This window comes from Saccharopolyspora shandongensis, assembly GCF_900106995.1.
GTDB lineage: Bacteria > Actinomycetota > Actinomycetes > Mycobacteriales > Pseudonocardiaceae > Saccharopolyspora > Saccharopolyspora shandongensis.
In genome coordinates this window covers 51,426-57,611 of the sequence record NZ_FNOK01000061.1, presented here as the reverse complement: position 1 = coordinate 57,611, position 6,186 = coordinate 51,426, and the positions used below count along the sequence as shown (strand labels likewise).

4 protein-coding genes and 1 pseudogene are annotated in these 6,186 nt (G+C 63.9%); 1 reads left to right on the top strand and 4 read right to left on the bottom strand.

Features of this window, described 5'->3' with window-relative positions; translation table 11 throughout:
- A partial coding sequence (locus BLW84_RS38860; protein WP_143061260.1) for an IS3 family transposase occupies positions 1-428 on the top strand: 428 nt, incomplete at its 5' end.
- Positions 429-521: 93 nt separating this feature from the next.
- Here the strand turns inward: BLW84_RS38860 and BLW84_RS38855 are convergent.
- The 4 genes and pseudogenes from BLW84_RS38855 to BLW84_RS38840 all read right to left on the bottom strand — a co-directional run.
- Entirely contained in the window at positions 522-1,640 is a 1,119-nt protein-coding gene (locus BLW84_RS38855) for an ATP-binding protein (RefSeq protein ID WP_093276309.1), read from the bottom strand.
- Between the two features lie 29 nt (positions 1,641-1,669).
- Positions 1,670-4,000 (bottom strand): AAA family ATPase, encoded by a 2,331-nt coding sequence (locus BLW84_RS38850; RefSeq protein WP_093276308.1) that lies wholly within the window; start codon positions 3,998-4,000, stop codon positions 1,670-1,672.
- On the bottom strand, positions 3,997-5,256 hold the full coding sequence (locus BLW84_RS38845; RefSeq protein WP_218157640.1) for a metallophosphoesterase family protein: 1,260 nt from the start codon (positions 5,254-5,256) through the stop codon (positions 3,997-3,999). Before BLW84_RS38845 ends, BLW84_RS38850 begins: the two co-directional genes overlap by 4 nt.
- Positions 5,257-5,567: 311 nt before the next feature.
- A pseudogene (locus tag BLW84_RS38840) lies at positions 5,568-6,131 on the bottom strand (IS30 family transposase); the annotation flags it as partial.
- Positions 6,132-6,186: the final 55 nt, after the last annotated feature.

The window sequence follows — 6,186 nt, the reverse complement described above, 5'->3', positions numbered from 1 at the left end:
GGTGTGACACCGACCTGGTCCTCGGCGCGCTGGAATACGCCATCTTCTCCCGCGATGTTCGTGACGGCCAGCTGATCCACCACAGCGACCGCGGCTCGACCTACACCGCTATCCGCTTCACCAATCGGTTGGCGGACAACGGGATTCTTCCCTCGATGGGCTCCGTCGGCGACTCCTACGACAACGCCCTGATGGAGAATTTCTTCTCCACGCTGAAGATCGAACTGGTGTATCGGAACTCGTGGCGAACCCGTGACGAAGCGGAGAACGCGATCTTCAACTACATCGACGGCTGGTACAACACCCAGCGCATCCAGAAAGACCTGGGCTGGCTCTCCCCGGACGAGTACGAGACCGCCTGGCACGCCAGCCAGGAAGCCGAGCCAGCGGCAGCTACGATCCCAACGTCCCCAACCGGAGTCAGCTAACCAACCCTCCGAGTTCTCGGGGGAACCTCACACCAAACCGGGCGTGCTGACGTGACTTGACAAAGGCCGTTGGCCTTGCAGGACTTCTGCGATTCAAACGGCTCGGGCAAGGTTGTGGACGGAGACCGTGGCGCCAGGCAACTCCCGAGCTGCGTTGGCAACTGCGGCATGGTGAGTCAAGACGATGATTTGAATCGGCTCTGCAAGTTCGGCCAGCGTTGCCAGTCCAACCGGCGTGCGCTGATCGTCAAAGCTGGTGAAGATGTCGTCGAGGATGAGCGGAAGAGCTTGCCCGGCCCGGGAGTTCTCCTGCAAGGTCGCCAGCCGAAGTGCCAGATAGAGCTGGTCGCGTGCACCCTCGTTGAGCTGGTCGACGCGGCGAGTCTGATCTTCAGTTGAGTGGGCGAGCAGGATCGGTGTGTCAGTGTCGTCGAGCGCGGCCTCCAGTTGCGGGTACTCGCCGTTAGTCAACCGAGAAAAGAGGGTCTCCGCGTGAGCCAGTACTGAATCTTGCCGCCGTGCTCGATAGTTTTCAATCTCGTTGCGCAGGAGGTATTCCGCGATGTGGAGCCGGAGGTATTCCTCCGTGAGATCACCAATCGTGGCTAGCTGTTGTTGCGCGGCTTGCTGCGCATGTGCTGCCGCGGCCGACCCGTTGTGGCGCTGAAGTCCGGCCCGAATCTCACCGAGCCTCTCGAGAGCGGTGTCTTTGTCGCGCCGCAGGGCGTCGACCTTGTCCTCCAGCTGCACTAGCAGCGTCGTCAAGGTCGCGGCGTCGTGCTCGTCGGCGAGCTGTTCGAGGGTGGTCAACTCAATTCCACTGTCGGCGAGCGTGTCTTCGAGGTCACTCCGCTGTTGTTGCAACTCGTCGCGCCGGCGAGAGCGGTCGATCGAGGCATCCAGGGACGCCTCGTCGGCCATGGCGTGGCGTTGGAGCAACTCTGCGAGCTGTTCGCTGGCGGTGTGGCTGGCTGCGTCGGCGAGACCACGCTGCTGCATCACATCATCGCGTTGCTGGTGTAGCAGTCTGGCCGTCTGCTGATTTTCTCGCGCCGTAGCAAGCCGCCGATCGAGCTGATCGATAATGACGGAGGGAGCCGAGGGCGCCAACTCGGGCGCCACGGTGGACGCGAGCTGACGGGCGTGCTCCTGGTAGTCGTCGACCGCTCGCGTCAGCCGCTTGTACTCCGCGTCAAGCTCGGAGAACGCCACTGCGGCCCGGTGAGCGTCGATCCGCGCGGTCAGCAGGGCCTCGGCGTTGTCCGGATGCGTCCCGGTGCGGTCGGTCGAGCTTCGTCGACCGCCTGGTCCCACCGGTGCTGCCAGGCCTGGATTCTGTCGGTGCAGGTTCTTTCCCGTTGCTCCAGCGACGTCAGCTCATCGCTGGCACGGTTGACCTCGGCGAGCGCGGAATCCCTCTCGTGAGCATGGTTTCTGATGCTCTTGAGGTGTCGTTCAGCGCGGTGGAGAAGCTCGTTCAGAGTTTGTTGTTGGGGTGCAGGCTGCTCAATGGCATCGAGTTCGCGACGCTGCACCGTGGTCAAGCTGTCGATCTCATCGGTGAGCTGATCAACGCGTTGGTTGTGTTCTTCGGCTGATCGAGCGTGATCACGGGCTTTCGTCAGACGGGAGTGGACGTCAATTGCCTCTGCAGGCGTGGGGGATGTACCGGTTGCAGCCCAGAGCGTGCGCCAGGACTTCTCCCACTCTGTACGGTCAGCAGCATGTGTGTTGGCGTCGCTCGCCAGCTCGTCGATGTCCGCGTTTTCCGTCTCGATGGTGGCAACGAGCTGGTGGCGGCGGGCCAGTGCGCTGGCTTCGCGACGCATGCGGTCCGCCATACCGTCGGTGACCGTGACCGCTTCGTGTATTCCGGCCAGGCGCTCGGTGAGCCGCTTCGCGTCGTGTGGAGGAGAGACTGCGCAATCGGACCGCAGTTGTTCCAGGTCGTTATCGCGGCGGGTGCGTGCCGCGTCGAGCTCTTCCTCTGTGGGTGGTGGGTCACCTAGCAAGAGCCCGTCAAGGTCGCGTTGAGCTTTGCGGCGGCGCGCGTGGCTTTGCATGATGTCCTTGTGAAGGTCGCGGTCACGGTCGTCGAGTTCGTCGGCCTGGCGGCACAGTGTGTTGATCCGGGCGCGTGTAGGCAGCACTACTGTGCCGAGATGTTCCAGTTCCCGCTCGTTGATTCCGAGGTCCTGCAGCTCCTGTCTCGCCTTGTTTTCGGCGCGGGACGCGGCCCGGCGGGCGTCGGAGAGTCGCCGTTCAGGGGCGTCGGCTTCTCGGACGCGTTCGATCGCGACTTCAAGATCCATCGGGTCGAGGACGTCCGGGAGGGCGTGGAGCTTCTCGGTGGCGTGGGTGAGTTCGTTCTGATAGCGCTGTATCTGCTGGGTGACCTCGGCTTGCTCGGTTGTGTGCTCGACGTATTGCTTGCATAGAGCGGCGATGGTCTCGCTGGCACCGGCCGGGATCACGTCTGCGAGGGCGTCATCGTGTGACCAGGCCGAACTGACCGCGGACCGCGTTGTGTCCGCCAGCCGTTGTGCCTCAGCCACGGGCTCAACCAGCTCATCCAGGCGTTGGCGCTTCTCACTCTGGCTAGTTCGGTCGGCACTCAGTGCTGTGATCTCTGCGGCATGGTTCAACATCGTGTGGTCGATGACCAGTTCGTCAAGCCGGCCGTTCAACTGTGAGAGCTCGGTGTTGATCCGGTCCACCTCGTTTCGAGCGTTCGCTCGCTGGACCCGGATCTTGTCGAGTTCAGCCGCTGCGCCGAGGGGTACGAAGACCCCTTGACGAGAAAGAATCTCCAATTGGCGTAGCACCGTACGGCGACGCTGAACGTCGGATCGCCTGGATTGAACCGTCTCCCAGCGGCGCTGCTGCTCGGTCGCATCATCAAGCTGTTGGGAGAGAGCGTCGACCTCGGCAGAGGTCCTCGCGAAGTCGTTGGTCAACTCCGTGTAGACACGTGGCGGAGTCGTGAACTCATGGACCTTCGTGCGGCAGTCGCGGTAGTCACGGATCGCCTTATTCAGATCAAGAACTTGGCCACGGGGCCGGAAGATAGCGTCTTTACGCTCCTCGATCTCCTGCAGCACGGTCACCGGTGCCTGCACGCCCTGGGCATGGAACAACAACTCGCCGAGACGTCCCTCACCCCGTGCAAGGGCATGGCCAGCCTCGCGCAGCTGGTGCTGAGTGAGTACGAACGAACTCTCATAGTTCTCTCGTGACACGCCGGCGAGGAAAGGCAGGAACTCGTCATCCGCGATCGGTGTCCCGTCAGGGCGCAGAAGGGTCTTCTTGCGCCCCTTGCGGCGGACAATATCCGTGCGTTTGCCGTCGGCGTCGGTCACGGTGGCGCGCAGGCGCAACTTGCTCGGCGCCGTTCTGAAAGCGTATGGCGTGCGCTCCGGTACGCCGTAGAGGAGATCGGCCATCGCTTGCGCCAAGGTGCTCTTGCCGACGCCGTTGGGGCCGAGGAGAACGTGCAAGCCGGGCGCGGACAGGTCCAGGTCGAGGTCACCGAAGATTCCGTAACCGGTCACCCCGAAGCTCTCCAGCCTCATCGCTGCACCTCTCCCGCGCCTGCGGGCAGGTGCGCGGCCAGGTGGCTGACCGCGTCCCGCACGATCGCTTGCGCGATCGAGTGATCATCGACTTCAAGGCCACCGTCCTTGCAGGCATTCCACACCGGCCCCGTCAGGCCCGAGTCTGCGAGAACATCGCGGAGCCGAACTGGGTCAGAGACCAACTCCTCGGCAGCAGCCCGTAAGTTGGACACGGTGGCGGTGTCCAAGGTCGCCCGGATGGTCTCCTCGACGGCGGGTGCCGCTCGTACCTTCTCTACCCAGATGTGTCCGAGTTCGAAGGCCACGAGCCGAACCTCGGCTTCCAACCGGGCGGGATCGCGCCACAGAAGAGGCTGGGTCGCGGTATCGGCGGCCAATTCGACCCGCACCGCAAGCGGTCGTCCGTCCGCTGCTTGAAGTTGCTCGCGCAGGGCATCGTTGACGCGATCGCGGATCTCGGAGACATCGCGGCAACCGGAGACGTCCGGTCGAACGTGCTCCCATCGCACGACATCGAGATGGTGGCGGCGCACCGAGGTGATCACGCCGTCATCGGTGTCGACCACAACGCAGCCCTTGGGGCCGATCTCACGCGGGTTCCGGCCTTGGAGATTGCCCGGGAACACCACCCACGGATCACGCGACACGGCTTCGTAGTTGTGGACATGCCCCAGTGCCCAGTACTGGTAGCCCTTGTCGATGAGGTCGTCCACCGTGCACGGTGCATACCGACCGTGGGGTTCCCGTCCTCCTTCGAGCGCGGTGTGCAGGAGCCCGACGTTGAGCATTCCGCTATCGGCCTTCGGGTACGCCGCTGCCAGGTTGTCGACGACCTTGCGCTCGGCAAAACCTTGTCCATGCACGGACAGCCCCAGATCTTCACGACGCTTCGTCGCGGGCGCGTCCGTCGGACGAGTGTGGACGTTGTCAGGAAGAGCGAGGCTGCGCGTGATCTGGCTTGCCACATCGTGGTTACCGTGCACGACAAAGACCTCGATATTGGCCTCACGCAGCCGCTGCATGCGTTGGACGAAGAACATCCCGGTTTGGTGATCCCGCCAGTCGCCGTCGTAGATGTCCCCTGCCAGCAGGACCGCCGACACTTCTTCCCGCAGGGCGAGGTCGACCAAGCCGTCCAGGGCGTGCCTGGTTGCCAGTGCGATCTCGGCATCCTGCGCCCCTTCGAGCTGTGACAACCGCAACAACGGGCTGTCCAAGTGAAGGTCAGCGGCGTGTAACAACTTCATCGACATGCGTTCGTTTCTCCAAAGGGGCCGACGAGTGAGATTGGCGATCACGCAGAACCGAGAGGTACCAGCGGAGACCGACATCGAATACGACCGAACTAGCGTGTGAATCACGCACTGTGTCCCGCGCTGCTCTCTCTGCGCGACCAGACGTGCCAATTACTCGCCTGACGTCTCACCCGCCGTGGCTCTTGGCTCCCGCCAGCCTCAATGCCCGCGCCAAACTTCACACGGCAGAGTGATTTCAGGTTCGTTCCACCAAGATCGCGAGCTCCACCGCCCGCTACGTAAGTTCAGGTGGTGGCGCCAGCCAAGGCTGACGCCACGGCGGTCCTGCCGTTCTTACCGATCACCAGATCCCCTTCCCAGTGACCAGGCACCGCACGGCCTTCGACTTCGTCGCGGCGTTCGTCGAGGTGGGTAGGCTCGCGGATCCTCGGTGCAGGGTCGGGTTTCGCACCACCGCGCCGCCGGGTGCGGCCGGTGCGCAGCGCGATCAACTCACGCTGCAGCGTCGAGACCGGCTGGGCGTAGACCCACGGGTAGATCGCCTCATGAGACACCCACCAACCCTGTCCGCCCGGGTGATCACGGCGCAACCGGCCCGCGACCGCCCCGGGTGACCAGCCCCGTTTCAGCAGCCGCACGACCTCGGCCCGCAGCCCCGCATCGCGCTCCACCGCGAACGCTTTCGGCCGCGTCCGCAAGGCCCACGCCGCTTGGCCGGCGACCGTGGCCCGGTAGCCCACCCGGCCGCCGTGGCGGGCCACTTCGCAGGAGACCACCGACGCCGACCGGCCGATGAGGATCACGATCTCCTTGTACAACAACGACTTCGCCAACCCTCGGGAGATCTCCTCACGATCGGCCAACGTCAACAACTTCCACACGGCAGGACATCCTCACCCACCGAACCAGGATCACGTGCCACCGCCG

Excerpts from the sequence above, each read along its gene's own strand:
- BLW84_RS38850 (WP_093276308.1), bottom strand. The coding sequence starts at position 4,000 with ATGAGGCTGGAGAGCTTCGGGGTGACCGGTTACGGAATCTTCGGTGAC.
- BLW84_RS38845 (WP_218157640.1), bottom strand. The coding sequence starts at position 5,256 with ATGTCGATGAAGTTGTTACACGCCGCTGACCTTCACTTGGACAGCCCG.